The organism is Anabaena sp. WFMT (assembly GCF_051781005.1).
Lineage (GTDB): Bacteria > Cyanobacteriota > Cyanobacteriia > Cyanobacteriales > Nostocaceae > Anabaena.
In genome coordinates this window covers 728,055-747,191 of sequence record NZ_JBPWOA010000002.1, presented here as the reverse complement: position 1 = coordinate 747,191, position 19,137 = coordinate 728,055, and the positions used below count along the sequence as shown (strand labels likewise).

The window sequence follows — 19,137 nt, the reverse complement described above, 5'->3', positions numbered from 1 at the left end:
GATGACACATGATTTTATCATCCCTGATACTACTACATACCTGCTCATTAAAATCGGCGTGGTAATTTTAGCCCTTTTACTGTGGTTTGTAGTGACAGCCGCACCAGTTATTTAGTGATTAGACCTCTGGGAACAAAGAAAGTAGAGGCGTTACATGGAACGTCTCTGCAATATTTATAGCAAAATGAGCGATCGCATCAGTGGCTGCGGGGTTCCGTAGAAGCGCAACATCAAAAAAATTTGCTTTTGATAATAAATCTCTCATGACTTGTCCGTTATGGGCTTCCGTATTATAGGATGAACAGAGTGTTACAAGGCTTGGGGCTATTATGGCTCGCTATACCTGTTCGTTTATTGTTTCTGTTCCCATTGATCAGTTGCAAAGATTACTAATACAACTTCTACAGGAATGTCATTTAGATGTTCAATACTATACAGCAGACTACATTATGGCGCGTGAAATTCCCGGTCAAGTATCCTTTTCTAAATTAGTGACAATAGAGGTACTGATTGATAAATCCAATGCTACGGAAACCGAAACCGGAATGAGTATTATCATGAAAAATGAGGAACTCCCACTTCAATTAAATAATCACTGCCGACAAATATTTGATTTTGTGAGGCAGTCCATTGAACAGAGCCGACATTGGCATTTAATTGAAAGTATTTCTAGTTAACATTCTCCCGACTGTAAAAATCAGCAATAGCGAAATTTTCACAAAAAGTCGGGAAATTTTTAGTTCCGCAAATCCACTTAAACTAGATTTCTGAGGTTATGGTATAAATAAAGTATCTAGGCAACCACATTACAGTAATAGCTCGTCTACCAGGTATGCAAAGTAATCTTAATCCCCTCGAATTTCTTAGTGTCAAGGTAAAAGCGGCTGTTACTGATACTCAGAATTTAGCTAACCAAGGCATTGCTAAAATACAAGAAACTACAACTCAGATAGGCAATTTTGCACAAGCAGCACCCAGTTCAATAGTTAGTGCTGGTATAATTGCCACTCAAGAAGCTTTTAAAATCACTCATAATATCCGGTTTGAAAACTTGCCAGCAAATCTGCAATTCAAATTTGCACGGGCTGGAGTGCGTAATGGAATGCGTGATATTCAAGAAGCCGCAAAAGTGTTTGAAACCATTCCGGCACAGATTCGCGCTCAAGGTTCTGAAGCAATTCGAGAATTTTGCAAAGATAAAGACTGGAGTCACATTCAAGCTCATGTTAATGGAGGTGGCAGCGAAGCCACTAACGGCATTTTTGAGCATTTTCGGATTAACCGCGCTCGCGGTGGTGTAGACATGACACCAGAAGAACTAGCCGTAGCCCAGCAGGTTTTAGCTGACGCAGCATTTAAAGCCGCAGTGGCAGAAGTAGTGGGAGCAGTTTTAAAAGGAGCAGTTGCCGCAGCAGCTATTGAGTTGGTATTTTCCATTCTAGAAAACTCATTGTTGTGCGTCGAAGGTAAAATTACACAACAAGAATTAGTACAGAAAGTCGCCATAGCTACCACTAAAGCAGGCATAGCAGGTGGTGTGATCACAGGGATTCTGTTGACAATTTGTATGATATTTCCACCTATAGCCGCACTTTTAGGCGCAGCAGCTATCCCCCTTGCAGTTGCAGGTATTGGTTTTATGGGAGTTCGTGCTTGGGAAATTTTCTGTCATGCAGATAGCTTGTTTGGTATCACTGAACAGACACAAAAATTCCTGGGAATGTCTGAAGCTACAAGTTAGGTTAACCGGATCTCTCACAAAGAATGAGAAAATAGGGGTGATTGGACACAAGTATGGCTTGCTGAATAAACCAAAAACCTAGATATATCAACAGTTTCAGTCCGAAAAAAGTAGAAGAAGGTGCAAGAAATAAGCGATGAAATCATCAAAAACCGTTCATTTACCCAGATTTGAGAATATTCTGATCTACTTCTAATTCTTCCTCCTGACTTCTGACTCCTAGCTCTAACGGAAAGACTTTTTCAGCAAGCCCCAAGTAGAAACATAAGTTTAAGATGTAGCGACTGTCATATTATTTTCAATTTCACCTCTAAGAGTGCAGGACTCACGCACTGAAACGGAAAACTTTCATTCTGAGCGCAGCGAAGAATCTCTCCAGAAGTTGAAACGCCTATTCTACCATTCTCAACTTGGCTGAGTGCGTAAGTCCTAGATTGTTCCAAAATTAGCATCTTTGACATACGCTTTCGTGTGCGGTAATGTGGGTTGGAAAGTTACGTTTACACCTCCACCCAATCAAAAGTCTTACTAACAGCCTTCTTCCACAACCGATAACAATCTTCCCTCTCCACAACATCCATCTTTGCTTCCCAAGTCTGATCCAAAAGCCAATTATTAGATAACTCCTCCAAACTACACCAAAAACCAGTCGCCAACCCAGCAGCATAAGCTGCCCCTAAAGCTGTAGTTTCTGCTACCTGCGGACGAATCACTGGCACACCTAACACATCACTTTGAAATTGCATCAGCAGATTGTTATAAACCATCCCACCATCTACCTTCAAAGCAGTTAAATTTACCTGCGCGTCTTCTCTCATCGCATCTAAAACTTCACGAGTCTGCCATGCTGTAGCTTCCAACACCGCACGGGCAATATGACCTTTATTTGTGTAGCTAGTCATCCCCACGATCGCACCTCTAGCATCATTGCGCCAATAGGGAGCAAATAATCCAGAAAAAGCAGGGACAAAATAAACACCACCGTTATTTGTAACTGTGCTGGCTAAAGTTTCTACCTCTGCACTGCTTTGAATTAATCCCAAGTTGTCACGCAACCATTGAACTAAAGCACCTGCAATAGCTATACTCCCCTCCAAAGCATAAACCGCCGGAGCATCACCCAACTTGTAAGCTACCGTTGTCAGTAAACCATGCTGGGAAATCACCTTTTGCTGGCCTGTATTCAGCAGCATAAAGCAACCTGTACCATAGGTATTTTTGGCTTCACCCACCTGAAAACAAGTTTGTCCAATTAATGCTGCTTGTTGATCACCTATCTGGTATCTTGCCAAACAATGGCATTGTAGTAGGGTTCGCCTGTTTTTTTATCCCAGACTACTATGGTTTCCCGCTGATTGGTAATGCCAACGGCTGTAATCTCTGCAACAGTAATATTACTTTGCTCTAAAGCATCTTTAATTACAGTTTGAGTACATGACCAAATTTCCTTGGGGTCGTGTTCTACCCAACCTGGCTGGGGATAAATCTGCTGATGTTCTTTTTGTGCATAGCCAACAATTTTACCCTGCTTGTCAAAGATAATGAAGCGGGTGCTGGTCGTTCCTTGGTCAATTGCAGCTACATATTTGGTCATGGTTTTCTGTTGCTTGGCTATGCACTCGTGAGTGATTAAAAGCGATGACAACTGTATCCAGGGGGTGCAAAAATTCTCAAGGTATTTGACCTCCAACACTGCTTTCAGTGCGATAGTGTATCCCTGACGGGAGTGCAAGGCACTCCAATATCCAATACAATGATTAACGATGGAATGCTCCTGTTTGCTATTTCTGGATATAAAATAATTTCCGATATAATTCACAGCTTGGGATCACTTTATCTTTTAACTGTTTAATCAGCCCCATACTACTTAATTTATAAGTCATGAGGGAATCTAATGATATTGGTTGTTGAGAATTGATAATACTATCTAACGCTTTTGCTAATTCAGGTTGTTCTTGCAATGTTGCTTGATGACGCTGCAAATGAGAGGAATAAATTCCAGTCGATGTAGCTGCTGTATCGAGGAATTGAGCAAAGCTAATATCCCCTCGACTCAGATGATAAATAGCCGTATGTGTCAAGGCTGGATGTCCTTCCACCATTGCCATCAGTTCTCTAGCTTCCTGGTAGTCAGTCCAGTTGAGTCCGTAAAGTTGAGCTAACTGCTGTACCTGTTCTAGATTGAAACTACTTAACTCTATTGGTAATCCTACATTAAATGGTGATTGTTTTAACTGAAGAGGGACATAAATTTCAGTTGAATGAACAATAATTAACCGTAACTTTTGCCAAATTGGTTGTCTCTTAGCTTCTTCATACCATGAACGAAAGAGTGGTAAAACATCCTTTGCTACTTGAGGATGTTCAAAAATATAGTTGACTTCATCCACCGCTAAAACTAGAGGGGTATCAATTTGCTTTAAGAGATGATTGCGAAAATAAAGAGAGCAACTAATTTTGCTACCGATATCTTCATCCCAATAATCTTCTAATTTTGGTTCTAACTGAAGTTGACGAGTAACATTGGCACATAGCCAGCGCAAAAAACGATTCAAATCGTTCAAAATTACATCATCTATTTGTTCTAGATTTAAGCTAACAGTGCGGTAGCCTTGGTGAGTGGCATAATCCAAGGTTCTCAGTAGTAAAGATGTTTTTCCCATCTCTCTAGGGGCTTTAATTCTGACTAAAGCTCCAGGTTTTCTAATTTCTTCATAAACTTGCGTTTCCACCACAGTTCGTTCTATGTAAAAAGGAGAATTGAGGGGAACTGCGCCATTTGGATAACAGGGAGAATTGAGGGAGTTGTCCATATTTTCTATAGATACAGGACTATAGGGGCTAATATGGGATACAAAGACGCTTGTAGAGATGTCTTTGAGCTTGTTAAACTCTGAATTAGAGGTTTGTATTGTCAGATTTTGATTTACCCAATCCAAATTAAAGACTTTTGCATAGATTGGGTTCTTAACTGTTAAAATTCCTTGATGTTGGGCGACAAGTCCCGACAACCGCAATTCTAGGTACTCAGGGGAGTTGTGAGCAAGGATTTTTCCTTCTTGTATAATCTGCTGATATAGCTGTAATAATTGTTGGCTTCTGGGAGTGTTGCGAAGTAAGCGATCGCGAATTGTCCTTAAATGTTCTGGTTCGTCCTGACTTTCCCAATTTTTAATAATTTGATTCTCTACAATTTTCTCCACCCACTGCGATTCTTTGCCCTCTTGAGAAGAACAAAATTCTGTGCTGTTATTGCAGTAATTTACAATTAGCCAACACAGTTTCTGAGTCAGAAAAGGTTGTCCGTTAGTCCAATCTAAAACCTCTTTTAAGACTGCTTCCGGGTTGCTAATTTTTCCTATTAATCCGTTGGCTAAAGGTTTGCTGTTTTGGAGTTTAAACCCTTGTAGTTCAATGGCTCTACCGATATTAAATGGCGTAGAATAGTGTTTATCCTGAATCAAATCTGAAGGCGTAGCTACCCCCAATAAGGCAAATGACAATCGCCTATAAGCTGGCTTGATAGCTCGACTTTCATAGCAGTGGCGAATCAGGGCAAAAAATTCATCAGTAGAAAACTTCAAACCCAACACGTTATCAATTTCATCTATAAAGATGACAATATTTTCCTGAATTTGCGCCAGTAATACCGTTTCGATAAATTGATTTAAGCACTGAATAGGAGAAAGATCATCATGTTCTCTTAACCAACTACGCCGATTTATTTGTAGCTTAAAACCACTCGCTAATTCCTGAATAATTCCCCCATACCATTGGGGTGCAGTAATTTGCTGGCTACCAATACCGCTTAATTCAATTTCTGCACAGTTAATACCCGTAGCTCGTAACTTGTCCATTGTCCGTACTCGTAAGCTAGATTTCCCCATCTGTCTAGCGTTGAGAACATAGCAATAATCACCAGCTAATAACCCTTCGTAAAGTTCAGAGTCAGCCTGTCGCACTACATAAGTAGGGGCATCAGGTGGCAGACTACCACCTGGTTGATAGGTAGCGTTGAGTTTGGTAAACATTAGAATTCGTTTAGACGGTTAAAACCTGCATCAGTGTTAATTGTCACATGGTTCTAGGTTTTTTAATGCCTGAATTTAACTAAAATTAGCTGATTTTTTTAAGTCCTAAATTGAACTGAATTATTGAATTAACCAGCTAGATATTATTTAAACACCCAATTACATAAGTAGACGGACAAAAATACTTATAGTCATTGCCAGCGAAGCAAAGCAATTTCCACCCTTGTAATTGCTGAAGCCTAAGGCTATCAACACGTTCGCGGAGTGTAGCGTTAGCTATAGTGTCCCGAAGGGATACGCTGCTTTCACAATGACATTGTGTAATTAATTCTGTCCACTTACGTAAATTCAGAAACAGAAAACATTCCGAATCATTCATGAAAAAGTTAACTTCCTTTTTGGCTGCTATCCTTAGTTTTATTATTTGTCTAGGCGGAGTTAGTCCCGCTTTAGCTCAACAAATTCCTCAACCAACATCTCGTGGAATAACTACTTTTTACCTCACTCCAGAACAACAGAAACAAGGAGTGCAGATATATCAACAGTTAAAATATGATGTAGCTATCCCCAATCCTGACCTCAGTGCTGCTCTGCCTCAAAATTTACAAGATTTTCCCGCAGTTTATAAAAAAGTCCTCGCAGAAGGTCGCCGGAAAAACGGAACTAATGGTTCTTTTACAGAAGGTTGGTTTGATTTCCAAGCATCAACTGCTGTAATTCCTGGGACTAACACACTGTTCACTATTAATGCTCCTCGTGACGGCAGAATATACAGTGTGGTAGCTGGATCACCTGCTGCTGAATGCCCTCTGAAAATTAACAACACTGAAGTTGATTTCTTTGATAATGTCAAAGATGCAGAAACAAGGGCTGGTGAATTAGATGGTAAAGGATTCTTGGTCTACGTTTCTCCTAACGATGATTTGACCATCAAGGCATTTTCACAACTTTTCTATGACCAAGCTACTGGTAAGAAAAAAACTAACTCAGCTTGTTTCTTAGTTTCAGGTGCTACTGAAAAAGTTACAACTGATTTCAAACAAATATACACTTTACTTCCACCTGCATTACAACAACCTGCACGTCAAGCACCATTTGAATTCTCTCCCAGAGTTGGAAATTTCATCTATCTGGCTAATGCTAGAAAGACTCTCACTGCTCAAGGGGGTAATGCTGTCATAGATAGACAATTTGCGGATACGGCAAGAGATATCTACTCAGTTGATACTAATAATTCAGTCAATGTCAATGCAGACTTAACAAGTTGGCAGATTTGGGCAAAAAATACCTTACCTGTACAACTAATTATGTACAGACGTAATGGAACTTCTTGGTCTGTAGTTGGTAAAAGTGATTTAAAAACCCCTGTTGTGGGCGCAAATTCCTTTACTCTTCCAACTCCCATTCAAGTCAAAGCAGGAGATTTTGTTGGCTTGTACTATCCAAAACAAGGTTCTGTTGCTTTCACTCTGAATGGTCCAGATAATCTCGGATCAGGCAACTTCAGCGGAACAATGCTTCAAACAAGAGATGGTTCTGGACCTAATTCTGCTACTGACTTTGCTTTTTCTAGCGATCGCTTTTACTCAGTATCTGTTAAAGGTTCTGCTCAGTAATTGTCAATGACTTTGCATAACGCTGGGATGGATTGAGGGCAGCAGGGGCAGAAATTTTATCCAGTTGTTAATTCCTCGATTCAGCAATCCTAGCGTTGCCACATCTGAACTGTACCCCTGCTCCCTGCTCCCTTGCCTCTTTTTCAAGCCCCTTTTTCTAAACATCTTGGCGACTGATATGGCTGGAAAACTGCATATCTTAAGTTTAGGATGCGATCGCTTTTTTACAGGATATTAACGGTATAAGTTTAACTATGAAATTTCAACCTGTTTCTCATAGCTGGGTGGCTCTACATCCAAAACCTCAAGGCGTAATTCAATTTATTGGTGGGGCTTTCTTTGGCACATTTTGGCCAATGTTTTTCTATCGCTCTCTACTTCAGCGTTTATTTAACGATGGTTATACGATTGTTATTTTGCCATTCAACTTTACTTTTGACCATTATGCCGAGTCTGGCTTTTTAATCAGAGAACAGTATGAAATAATGCCAGAGCTTGTCAGAAGGGCAATATTTGCGGGCTATGAATATCAACCCTATCTCAGTGACAAAAACTTTTCTTGGATAGGTCATAGTATTGGCTGTAAATATATTGCTCTCTTGGAAGCATTTAGTGCCTTACCTTTCATTGGCAAACCTGGTAATTCTAGCTATTCGCATAATATTGAAAAACTACGGAAGTTTATTGATTCCATAGTTATAACAACAGCAAATAAAACAGATTCTCAAGTAAAAATTGATGGAAAGATTGAGAGTATCTTTACAGACCTCTTAATTCTGATTAATGATCTAGAACTAAAGCGTAAAGAGGCTAAACGATTAATTAAATATTACATCAAGCGAGAAGCTAATTTCAAAGACTTGCAAGACGATATTGAAATTAGTAGCATCTTTATTAAGAATCAAGCCTCTTTACTATTAGCTCCTGTAAATACAGGTCTTGATAGTGCTATCCCCCAACCTTTCGCAAGTATCGTTATTAGCTTAGGTTTCAATGTCAAGCCGACCCCAGAGGAAACTTATGCTTTAATAAAGTATGGTAATCTATTTAATCTCATGGGGTTAAATTCATTCAAAAATGATAAACTTGCGTTATCAACTGCTCAGTGGTTTGAGAATGATTTTAAAAAACCACCTGAGGGTTTTAAAGAAGATTTAAAAGGTGGACATTTAAGACCATTAGGTATTCAATTGGGCAATTTTGCTATCAATTTTCCAGACCTCAAGGATAATATTCCCATGATTGAGTCTATACAAAAACGAAATACAGAGTTTGAATCTCCTGTAAGTCAATTATTCCAACGTTTAGAAGCTAAGTAAGCTAATACTCAAGGGGACTTTGATTCTAGTTTCCCCTTTTTTTAAGGGGGGTTAGGGGGGATCTAAACGTTATCGGGCAAGTTTATAAGATTTGTGTGTACACCTTAGGTGAACGGAGAGAGGCTTTGAACTTGTTCTTTGTATTATCAAAAAGTCAAATTTCTAGCCGTTTTGAGTATAGCAGAGATGGACAAGATGGCTAAAAGCGACTGGAAAGGTGCGATCGCTCTTCTCTCCACAAAAAAAGCGATCGCACAAAAGTACAGCTTACTGCTCGTTGCATTACATTAAACGGATACCTGAATTTAACTAAATTAACTGAATTAGCTAATTTCAACTAATTTTTATTAATCCTGAATTTAACTGAACTACTGATTTTAAAGCCCAAGTATTATATGAATTATGTGAACTTTATCTCCAAAAAAGTAAGTCATTAACTAACTAATATTCAATTAGGTTAAGGAGTGATTGTTCGTACTGTTTGAGAGAGGGTAGCTTTTATTAAATTCATCAACTTTTGAATGTTTTATCAAGATAAAAGTTATGTTTAATTATCCAGTAAATACTAGATTATTTTTTGGCGATCGCTCTGAAAATATAAGTGCATTTTTTTGGCACTTATGGCGACAGAATCAAGATTATCTATATCGTTGCTGTCTCAGGTGGATGAATGGCAACCCTAGTGATGCTGAGGAAGCTTTGAGTCGGGCGATGTTCAGAGCGTGGGACAAGTTACAAAAATACGCAGGGGAAATTACTAATTTTAAGGCTTGGTTGACGCGTCTGACTCACAATCTATGTATAGATATTCATCGAGAGCGAAATCGCGGTGCGAATAGAGTTGAGAATATAGAAGTTTATGCTGCACAAGAGGAAAAAACCCCAGGTTTTCATTTTTATATATCAGAAAGTGCTTTGGAGATAGAGGAGAAAATGATTGTAATTCGTGAAGCTATTTATAACTTACCCCTCAGACTACGCGAGACTTTTATCATGCATTTTTATCAGGAATTATCCTATCAAGAAATTGCTCAACAGCAAAATATATCCTACCAAAATGTCTGCAAGCGCATTTCACAAGCAAGGGCAATTTTACGAGACGAATTGAGGGCATATTTTATTGAAGAAAGTTAGAAGTAAACAGAGGAGATTGTCGGTGCGTTGAGGTAGCAGTATATAAAAGGGACATCAAGAAGTAATTGACAGGTAAATAAATCTTCCTTCTCCCTTTGGGAGAGGCTAAGGTCAACGCAGTTCGTTTCTTCTTTATCCATCAAGATGTATTTGACAGATTACTGGGTAAAGTCATGAATTCAAATATTGAATAGTTAGCCATGACTTACATTTACCTGATTCCTAATCACATCACCAAAATAACGCCGATACAGTTGACAACGCGGCTCTACTTCATTACCAGCAAACTTCACCAAACCCATACTCTGTAACTGATAAGCTGATATCGTTTCTAATCTCGCTGGCTCGGTAGAAGAAATCACCGTTTGAAATGCTGCCATTAATTTTGTTTCCTGTTGCAAACTCAACCAATATTCCCTTAAATGATGACGATAGATACCTGCATCTGTTATCGCTTCTGCTAACAATTGCTCAAGCGTAACATCGGGATAACTTTTGATATGAGAAAATGCCTGTTCCAATAGATAAGGATGACCACCTACCAATTGCATTAAAGGGTCTATTAAGAATTCGTCTCCAGCTAATCCATATTGTCGAGCAAATTCCTGCACCTGCTCTCTAGTTAATTCTGGCAGTTCAATGGGCAATCCCACATTAAAAGGAGATTGATTAATATTCAGGCGGATATAAACATCAGTGGAATGAGCGATCGCTAATCGCAACTTTTTCCAGTTGACACGGCTTCTGGCTTTCTCATACCAAGAGCGCAACAACCCAAAAAAGTCTTCGTAAACTTCAGGATAAGGGAAAAGTGCATCCACGTCGTCTAAGTATAGAACGAGAGGATTGTCATTAGCCGCCAAGAGGTATTCTTCTAAATAAGTTGTGCAACTTACCTTCGCACCCATGCCTTCTTCATCCCAACATTCATCTAACTGATTGGGTAGCTTGAGTTCTCGACTAAGATTGAGGCAAAACCAGCGTAAAAATTTATTCAGATTAGTGAGATGAGTTTTTCGATCCGCCATCTTTAAACTTAAACTAACTGTACGATAGCCCTGCCTTGTCACTTTAGCCAATACCCTTTCCATGAGCGAGGTTTTACCCATTAATTTAGGTGCTTTGAGCCGAATTAGGGAGCCTGGTTGCAACAGAGTTTCATGGCAGAGAAATTCAATCGAAAATCGCTCGACATACAATTCAGAAGACGGAAAATCTTGTTTAGCTTGATTTAAATAGGTTGGAGATGGTAATTCTTCTAGTTGGCCATTGTGCTGTTTACCATTAGTAGCCATTAATTCGGGTTGTGATAAAAAAGATTCAGATGTAAATTGTTTATTCCAACATTGCTTTTCCCAATGTCTTTTTAGGGCTTCCTTAAAATTACTTTTTCTGACTTTTTCGCCTAAGGCATCTGTGAGCAGTTTCCAAAGCTTGGGAGCAATATCTTGACTAATATAACTTGTTGCATACTGGTTTTTAGCTGCAATTTGATCATATTCGTCTCGTTCCCAAGCTCCTTTAATTACAATTATTTCAACGTCAGTTAAGTTTCTATAAAAATTTTTTAAAACAGCTTGATTAGCGATTTTTATGGCATCATCTAAATTAAAATTCATAACAATATGGCGTAAAAGCTTTTATTTATGCATATTTATTCGATTAAATTGTATCCTGATCCGACTTGCAGAGAGATTTCTCCAAACAAGGTTAAGTTTGTATTAGACCTCTTGCCAAGTTTGATTATTTATTACTACGCCCTTGCTCTTAGAGAATATCATGTATGACAAATATTTAGTTAAAAGATTAAATAAAGTAAATTTTGTCTATTCTACGCAAGATGTCAATAAATCTTATTGATAAGATTTTTGTGAATAGCTTGAATTTTTGGACAGTGAAGATTTCCACCCTACTACTGATTAGACATCTCCAAAAAAGAATGTAGAGCCGAGAATCCCTAGCCATGTAACGTCTCTACAGGGGTTTTAGGAAACGCACATTTAATTTTCACGCTCTTGTCTATTGAAGAAATAGGGTGAGTGACGCTTCAACAAGCTGCTAATGTATTCACAAACTCAATCAAGTCTGATTTAATTTTACTTAAAAAGCTTTGTACTAAAACAAAAGCTGCTATAAATGTTGAAAAGCAGCCTAAATCAAAAACCCATCATATATTTTGTAAAATCCAAGTTGTATTAAAAACAACTTCATAAATCCGGTTATGGATTTTTAAATAACTCTCTTCTTTAACTAATAACCCTGATAATATCAATTCTCGCTCTTCTAGACTATCAGCTGCTTTCATCTTTCCATTTTCTAATACTTGTCGATAGAGTTCTAGCATTGAAGTAGCGGGTTGTTCACCTTTGAGGATGCGATCGCGAATCGTCCTTAAATGCTCTGGTTCGTCTTGAGCTTCCCAATCGTCTATAATACTAGTGTGGATTAAATTCTCAACCCAGGCTTTTTCACTTTTTTCAGATATAGAAGATGAGGAATTGCGAACCATCTGGCAAATCTTTTGGGTTAAAAAAGGCTGGCCGTTAGTCCAGAACAATACTTCTCTAAGTACCGCTTGCGGGTTGCTAACCTTGTCTGAAAACCCATGTAGTAGAGGTTGAGCTTCGTGTAATTGAAAACCTTGCAGTTGAATAGCCTGACCAATATTAAAAGGCGTTCGGCGATAATCTGTAATTAAATCACTAGGTGTAGCAACTCCCAATAAAACAAAGCACAATCGCTTATACTCTGGATTAATACCTCGCTGATTATAGCAAGAGCGAACTAAAGTAAAGAAGTCATTGACTGAAAATTCCAAACCTAAAATACAATCAATTTCATCTAAAAAGATAACTATTTTCGGTGCAGGAGTACCATCTGATAATTTAACTTCATTTAACAAAACTTCTTCAAAAAATCTACTCAATCTCTGCACAGGAGAAAGTTCGATATTTTCTTGCCACCAAGCTTTTAAATTAACCTTACCAAACAGGTCAAAACCCTGCCACAACTCTACAGCTAATCCCTTGTACCATTGATCTGGGGTAATATTTTCACTACCAATTCGAGTCATATCAATGGCAGCACAGCAAAAACCTTCTTGTTGTAAATAGTGCATCATCCGCACCATCAAACTTGATTTACCCATTTGTCGGGTATTGAGAATATAACAAAATTCTCCACTTCTTAATGCTTTATAAAGATAACGATCAGCAGAACGCACTACATAAGTAGGAGCATCAATTGGCAAACTACCGCCAACTTGATAATTATAACTTGAGGCTTCTTCGTCACTTTTTAACAGGGCATTTTCAAATTCTAATTTAGCTTGAGTGGCTTTGAGAATTTCCAGAGTTTGTGACAGTTCTTGAGTACGTTCTTCTACTTTTTGTTCTAAGGTTGCGTAGAGGCGAGAATTTTCAATTGAGATAGCAGCTTGACTAGAAAGAATATTTAAAACTTCAACTCTCTCTGGTGTAAATGCTCCCGTTGTGAGATTATTTTCTAAATATAAAATACCGCTCAATTTCCCTTGATTGAGTAAGGGAGTACAGAGAATTGATTTAGGTAGAGTAGCGATAATATAAGAATCACGGGTAAATTGTCCCTCATGGGCGGCATCATTGAGAACTACATTTTCCTGAGTGCGGGCAACATAGTTGATGATAGCGCTTGAGAGGAGCAGGTCATGGGTGGAGTCATCTAGTGAGTCTACCGGGATGGATTCTAGTATGGTAAGGTCATCAGAATTTATTGCTCCTACCGCCTCAATCACCCAGTGATCATCAGAATTTAGAAGCAAAAAGCCTTTTTGAGCGCCAGCATTTTCAATCACAATTTTCATTAACTTTGCCAGCAACTTACCTAGAACAATTTCTCCCGCTAGGACTTGAGATGCTTTAATAACTGTTGTTAAATCGAGAAATGTTCCATCATTACCACTAGTAGAAATAGTGGGACTGAGGCTTTTAGCCTCCCCTTTGTTTGTAGTTCTTATAAAATATTGTGGATATTCATCTTCTAATTGTTTGACTTTGGCTTTAGCCCCCCAATGGGTGTAACAATGGTGTGCATTTTTCAGATATAGCTGCCCAATTTCTTCCCTACCCAGTTGCAGATAAAATTCTGCTGCTCGTTCATAAGCTAAAGCTTCTTCATGGATAAATTCATATTTCTTAGCGCCTTGAATAGCTTTTTCATATAATTCTTCTGCTTGCCAATTTTGTCCTAAGACTCGTGCTTTTTCTGCTGCCACTAAATCATATTTATGTTGAAAATTTTCTAGGCAGTGGTTAGCCCATGTTTTCATGTTCTCCTGATTTTTGTCTACTTGCTTGATTAATTCTTCTTGCTGCTGGATATTACAAGCATTACAATGAGCAAGTAAAGAAAGAGAAAAATAAAAATTATGTTGGGGTGCTGTTAAAAAAGCACTAGAAGCTATTACATATTTATTCGCTTCTATTCCATTACTATAAGCTTCAGTATAATTCTTGAAAAAATAAAAATATACAGTCTTGGCAAAAAACACAAAAAAGATTAACCAGTCATTTGACTGATTTTGAATCCAACCTTTTAAAGTTTCTTCCTCTTCTTTTTTAGATTTACCAATAATCAAGCCATGATCATTGTTAATTTCCAAAAAATTAATCGCTATTTTATGAAGTATTTTTATGCAATATATACAAAAAACTATTTTTGTTTTTTCGATAAAAGCAGAATATTTTTGGTATTCTCTATCAACATCTTCCAAACTATATCCACATATAAACCTCATAAAGCAATAATCTATAGCCGCATAAGAAGCACACTCATTTTCTCCTGTATCTATACCTGTGTTAAATCCATGTCTTAATTTGTTGTGTACATCTATATTTCTAAGAAACTCTTTCCAGTGCCAGATATTTCCGTAGTATATCTGCACAACATGGGCTTCTAATTTGGGATTATTAAATTTTTCTAATAGCTTTAGAGCCAGCTTACCAAACTTATTTCCATAGTTAACTTCTCCTTTTAAGCTACACACCAGCATTCCATAAGTGCTATATATATATCCTGCGTGTAGTGGATTTCCATACTGTATACAGAGATTAAGCTGGGTTAATATGACCTCAACAGCTAAAGGAAAGTTGATCGTAAGTGTGGCTGAACTAACTTGCTGTAATATTGATATCACTGCTATTTTTGTTTGATCAGTCATTACAGGTAAGTTGGCTAAATCTTCAATATCTTCAAGATGTTTAGCTTTTAAAAATGATTCAATTAAGCCTTGTTGTTGTTCAATTTTTTCGCCTATATTTGTGGATTCTAGAGATATAGATATGCCAAAATATAACAAGGTTTGCAGTGCAGTATCTATTGCCTGATGTGGTTTAAGTGTTGTAAAGTAATATACTATTTTTAACTGATTTACCTTGGCTTTATCTAAAAGTTTTTTAGCTTGTTTTAGAAGTATTTCAGATAGTTTTTCAAATTGCTCAAACTTAGTGTTTAAATAAAGTAGTTCTAATGTTTCTATATGCAATTCCCATGTCAATTCATACTGATAATCCCAGCTATTGGAAGCTAAAAGTCTTAATCCAGTTTCTAAATATTTAAGACCAGGTTCATAAGCTGTAGATGCCTTAGATTTTTTACCAGCTTGAAGATTCAATTTGGCTAACTCATCTTTCTCTAGTTGCTGCTCTATTAATTCTGCTCCTTCATTAAGTTGATTGACAATATTAAAAATATTTTCTTCTAATTCATCTGCTTGAGTGTTTTTCCATAAGAGGCGGCCTATTTGCAAACGAATAGATTTTTTTTCTGCTTCTAAAATAAGAATATAAGCCGCTTGTTGAACTCGGTCATGTAAAAATTTATAGGGAATGGATGCAGTAGATTGGGGGAGGAAAGCTAAGGAACTTTCTGAAGTATTACTTGATATTTCTTCCTGATTCCATAACAGAGGTAGTTTATAGTTATTATTTAAGGGAATGATTAAGCCTTCCTGAAGTGCTGGTTGTAGTTCTTGAGCGGTGACAATCGGGGATTTTTTATTAACAATTGACAAAATTTCTAAGTTAAATTCATTTCCTATACAAGCAGCTAATTTTAAAATATTTTGTGTATTTTTATCTAGTTTTTCAATCTTTCTGACCATTAAATCAACTACATTATCAGTTATTCCTACTCGTTGTATTTGCTCAATATCCCAATGCCAAAAACCTCTATTATTTTCTCTTTGATTAAGGGGAAATTGAGTGATAGTAAATACTAATAATTTTTCTTGGTATAATATTTGTAATAATTGAGTAATAAAGAAAGAATTACCAGCAGTTTTCTTAGTTACTAACTCTGCTAAAGATTGTACCTCTTCTCTGCAACAATTTAGGGTATCAGCTATTAATTGTTTAACATCACTAATTCCCAAAGGTTGAAGAATAATTTGATTAACGGTCACTTCAACTTTTCTAATTTGCTCTAATGTTTGTATTAAAGGATGGGTAGGACTGACTTCATTATCTCGATATGCCCCGATAATCAATAAATATGGGCTATCAGCATTGGTAATTAATTTCTCAATTAAATTCAAAGATGGTAAATCTGCCCATTGTAAGTCATCAAGAAAGATAGCTAAAGGATGTTCTTTTTGACTGAAAATATGAATAAATCTGGCAAAGAATAAGTTAAACCGATTTTGTGATTCAGTTGCTCCTATTTGCTCAACAGGTGACTGTTTACCGACAATTTTTTCCAAGTCTGGAATTACATCAATAATTATTTGACCATTATTTCCTAAAGCTTTTAATATTTTCTCTTTCCAAATTTGTAGGGTTATTTCCGGTTCACTCAATAGTTGACGGATTAACCCTTGGAAAGCTTGGTTTATCGCTGCGTAAGGAATATCTCTCTGTAACTGGTCAAATTTACCATTGATAAAGTATCCCCTTTGCTGTGTAATGGGTTTATGGATTTCATTGACTAAGGCAGATTTACCAATGCCTGAATAACCAGAAACGAGAATTATTTCAGTATTACCTTGGCTAACTCGCTCAAAAGTAGCTAATAGTTGCGTAATTTCTTGCTCTCGACCATAGAGTTTTTGAGGAATATGAAACTTATCAGCAATATCTTGACTACCTAAAGACAATTGAGCAATTTTTCCTGTAGTCTTTAATTGCTGAAGACAGGTTTCTAAATCTGCTTTAATTCCCCAAGCACTTTGATATCTTTCCTCTGGGGTTTTTGCTAATAATTTCATGACAATATTAGATACTGTCAATGGAATAGAGGAGATTAATTCATGAGGTGATTTTGGATGTTGTGCAATATGACAATGGACTAATTCTATCGGGTCATTAGTTGTAAAAGGGAGTTGACGAGTCAACAGTTCATAGAAGGTGACACCCAGAGAATAAAAATCACTGCGGTAATCTATCCCTCGGTTCATTCTACCAGTTTGCTCTGGGGCAATATAAGCTAACGTTCCTTCTAATTGATTGATATTGCAAATAGTCTGATTTGCTTGAGACAAATGGGTAGAAATGCCAAAATCAATAATTTTTAGTTGTTTAGTTTTTTGGTTATAAACTATATTCGCAGGGTTAATGTCTTTGTGGATAATATTAGCAGTATGAATAGCTGCCAAACTTTCGGTAGTTTTAATAGCAATGGTGAGAAATTCTTCTAGGGTAAACTGATCTTTGGAGATTAATAGGTTTAAAGATTGTCCTCCAAAGTCCTCCAAGAGAATTACTAATGTATTTTTATATCGCTTTAAGTCATAGGCTTTGACAATTTTATCTGTTTTTAAGGAATGGGCAATTTCGTATTCCTGCTTATATCGAGTTAGTTCTGATTGTGTAGGGTAATTCTCTTTGAGAATTTTCATAATAATCGGTTGATTATCTGACTTGATAATGCCTCGATAAACTAACGAATTAGAACTCTCATATATTTTTTCATTCTGATAGTAGTCTATTAGGTTAAACATAATTAAGATAAGACGTATTTATGAATTAATTTATTGGGTCATCCCAAAATTTTACAAATAGCAGTATCAGGTTTATTTTCAAAGCTTTGCTATTATGACATATGTTTTTTGTTGTATGTACTTACTTCCTTGGAGTTGGTTAGGTAGTTAGATTAGAGATTGTATTTAATGTTCAATATCTTGACTAAAAACCAGGTAATTTTATAACCACAAGGAAGTAAGAAACTCAAATTGTTACTAACAGGTACTTAGAGGCATATAAGGAGAAGGTGGCGTAAAATACTTCACATCTAAGTAATAGTTTCCATCTTGATCCTTAATATAAAATGGCAATTCTCCATTTTCTTCTTTAGCATTAGCCCATTCTTTAATTTCTCTGATAGATAGGTTTCTTTCTGAAGGTATTGGAGGATAGGGAACAGTAGCTTTACTAGCCACAGAATACTTTCCTGGCTCTAGTTGCATCTCTTGTATATTGCCTTTAAAGTTATTCCAATCCACTTCTATTCCATATCTGAAAACGATATCACCTGTACTTAGAATAGGTGGAGAGATTTGGTGGTATTGTGTTTCGTCACCTTCTTTAACTTCATAATATGCCTGTCCTGCCATTAATAGGCTCAAGGTAATTCCCTGCCAACCTTCACTACTAGGCAGAATCAAATATCTGTCTTCGGCAGGTTTCCCATCTTGGTTCAATTTCTGATTTAATGGATAATAAATATTGAGGTTATCTGGTTCTAGATAATCAGGAGAAAATGCTTGATCAAAAAAGAAAATTTCTCTAGATATAAGACCATCTAAAATATCAATATCCACACCAGTCCAACGACCACCTGTGAAGTCTTCCCAATGTTCACGGTTTTTCTGTGCTGTTAAATAAGCATACCAAGTTTTGGCAATTAGCTGGGATATTTTGCGGGTTTGCAGTAGGGTTTGAGTTGTTTCATAAAAATTATTAAGTGCGACAACAGAATTTTGTACAGACTCATTTGGACATAGCGAATTTATATAACCTTCCGGGAAAATTGCTCCGGAAGAGGGTAAATATGAGCCTATAGTGTCCTTCTGAGTATTTTTCTGATCTGGGTAATAGTCTTTTAGCTTTTTTTGAGTTTGCTGGTCAAGCCGATATTGATTAAAGTCTCGTCTTGTTTTAACCACAATTTTTGTGTCTATTTTTTTCCCTTTAATCTCCTGATTATTCTTATTCTGGCAAGGAGAAACTAATAATATTTGATAATAAGTATCATCGTTGTCATACCACTGTTTTATTTCTGAAGAGTTCATAGATTTTGATACCTTTTGTGAATTGTTCATA

11 protein-coding genes are annotated in these 19,137 nt (G+C 37.0%); 5 read left to right on the top strand and 6 right to left on the bottom strand.

What is annotated here, in order from left to right:
- Positions 1-329: 329 nt before the first annotated feature.
- Both ACSQ6I_RS03570 and ACSQ6I_RS03565 read left to right on the top strand, forming a co-directional pair.
- Positions 330-677, top strand: a complete 348-nt coding sequence (locus tag ACSQ6I_RS03570) for a hypothetical protein (RefSeq protein WP_438888924.1) — start codon at positions 330-332, stop codon at positions 675-677.
- Between the two features lie 155 nt (positions 678-832).
- Positions 833-1,741 (top strand): hypothetical protein, encoded by a 909-nt coding sequence (locus ACSQ6I_RS03565; RefSeq protein WP_438888923.1) that lies wholly within the window; start codon positions 833-835, stop codon positions 1,739-1,741.
- A 500-nt stretch (positions 1,742-2,241) separates the two neighbouring features.
- Here ACSQ6I_RS03565 and ACSQ6I_RS03560 read toward each other — a convergent pair whose 3' ends face one another.
- From ACSQ6I_RS03560 to ACSQ6I_RS03550, 3 genes are all read right to left on the bottom strand, one after another.
- Positions 2,242-3,033, bottom strand: a complete 792-nt coding sequence (locus tag ACSQ6I_RS03560; RefSeq protein ID WP_438888921.1) for an FGGY family carbohydrate kinase — start codon at positions 3,031-3,033, stop codon at positions 2,242-2,244.
- Positions 3,015-3,335 carry an FGGY family carbohydrate kinase gene (locus tag ACSQ6I_RS03555; RefSeq protein WP_438888920.1) on the bottom strand — a complete coding sequence of 107 codons (321 nt, stop codon included), beginning with the start codon at positions 3,333-3,335 and terminating at the stop codon, positions 3,015-3,017. The genes ACSQ6I_RS03560 and ACSQ6I_RS03555 overlap by 19 nt, the downstream gene beginning before the upstream one ends.
- Before the next feature lie 187 nt (positions 3,336-3,522).
- Complete coding sequence (locus ACSQ6I_RS03550; RefSeq protein WP_438888919.1) at positions 3,523-5,772, bottom strand: AAA-like domain-containing protein; 2,250 nt, start codon at positions 5,770-5,772, stop codon at positions 3,523-3,525.
- Between the two features lie 377 nt (positions 5,773-6,149).
- Here ACSQ6I_RS03550 and ACSQ6I_RS03545 point away from each other — a divergent pair, with 377 nt between their 5' ends.
- The 3 genes from ACSQ6I_RS03545 (at position 6,150) to ACSQ6I_RS03535 (ending at position 9,841) form a co-directional block, all read left to right on the top strand.
- A complete protein-coding gene (locus ACSQ6I_RS03545; protein WP_438888918.1) occupies positions 6,150-7,388 on the top strand; it encodes a hypothetical protein in 1,239 nt (412 codons plus the stop codon).
- A 254-nt stretch (positions 7,389-7,642) separates the two neighbouring features.
- Positions 7,643-8,707: a DUF1350 family protein gene (locus tag ACSQ6I_RS03540; RefSeq protein WP_438888917.1), complete on the top strand. Its 1,065-nt coding sequence runs from the start codon at positions 7,643-7,645 to the stop codon at positions 8,705-8,707.
- Between the two features lie 543 nt (positions 8,708-9,250).
- Positions 9,251-9,841, top strand: coding sequence for an RNA polymerase sigma factor (locus ACSQ6I_RS03535; RefSeq protein ID WP_438888916.1), 591 nt, complete (start codon positions 9,251-9,253; stop codon positions 9,839-9,841).
- 194 nt (positions 9,842-10,035) lie between these two features.
- Here the strand turns inward: ACSQ6I_RS03535 and ACSQ6I_RS03530 are convergent, their stop codons facing one another.
- From ACSQ6I_RS03530 to ACSQ6I_RS03520, 3 genes are all read right to left on the bottom strand, one after another.
- A complete protein-coding gene (locus ACSQ6I_RS03530; RefSeq protein ID WP_438888915.1) occupies positions 10,036-11,460 on the bottom strand; it encodes an AAA-like domain-containing protein in 1,425 nt (474 codons plus the stop codon).
- A 548-nt stretch (positions 11,461-12,008) separates the two neighbouring features.
- Positions 12,009-17,816: an AAA family ATPase gene (locus tag ACSQ6I_RS03525; RefSeq protein WP_438888914.1), complete on the bottom strand. Its 5,808-nt coding sequence runs from the start codon at positions 17,814-17,816 to the stop codon at positions 12,009-12,011.
- A gap of 237 nt (positions 17,817-18,053) precedes the next feature.
- Positions 18,054-19,136: a hypothetical protein gene (locus tag ACSQ6I_RS03520; RefSeq protein ID WP_438888912.1), complete on the bottom strand. Its 1,083-nt coding sequence runs from the start codon at positions 19,134-19,136 to the stop codon at positions 18,054-18,056.
- Between the last annotated feature and the right edge of the window lies 1 nt (position 19,137).